The organism is Haloferax sp. Atlit-12N, assembly GCF_003383095.1.
In the GTDB taxonomy this organism is placed as follows: Archaea; Halobacteriota; Halobacteria; order Halobacteriales; family Haloferacaceae; genus Haloferax.
Genome location: NZ_PSYW01000061.1, coordinates 1 through 645, shown reverse-complemented (window position 1 = coordinate 645; position 645 = coordinate 1). Strand labels below are relative to the sequence as shown.

2 protein-coding genes are annotated in these 645 nt (G+C 29.1%); both read right to left on the bottom strand.

What is annotated here, in order from left to right; genetic code table 11:
• Positions 1–194 (bottom strand): plasmid replication-associated protein (locus C5B90_RS21130; RefSeq protein ID WP_115883638.1); only part of this gene is annotated, 194 nt, incomplete at its 3' end.
• A gap of 9 nt (positions 195–203) precedes the next feature.
• Positions 204–645, bottom strand: a 442-nt coding sequence (locus C5B90_RS19980) for a ParA family protein (RefSeq protein WP_148708281.1), incomplete at its 5' end; no start/stop codon positions are given.

Genomic DNA, 645 nt, shown 5'->3' with positions numbered 1-645 from the left:
GCTTTTATGGACGTGTCTTTGTCTAATGCCATTTGGTTAAGTCTTTTTTTTATTAGAGTATCTACTCGCATAGTTGAACTTTTGGAAATTGGCTTATAATTTTCTGTATACTTCACTGCTGAAGTGTCTATATCATCTAAAAATCCGTTTTTCTTTTCTTTGGCAATTTTGATATTATCTAAGAATCCTGACATGATAATCACCTATCCTTCTATTAATTCTATTCTTTCGACTAATTCTTTATATATTGCTTCTAGCATATGCAATACTCTTTTATCATGAGTATCTTTATCCCTAATCCCTTCTGCACCAAACTTCTTAATTCTTTCTCTTTGGAATATTTGATTTTCAAACAAAGCATTTGAAAAAGTTTTTTTAGATATCTCTAATATATGCTCATCAATATTACCGTTTTTTTTGATTAATACAGGTATTGCCCCTATCAATTCAAAGGGTAAATTTGATTCCTTTTTTCTATCTCGTAAAAAGTTAACAAATGATAAACTACTCTCACACGCAGATTGTTGTGTCTGGAATACCATAACAATATATTCACTTGCGTATACAGCATTATTTGTAAAATCTGAATTTATCGTTGGCGGTACATCTATAAAGATATAGTCAAAATTATAATCGTTTTTTATT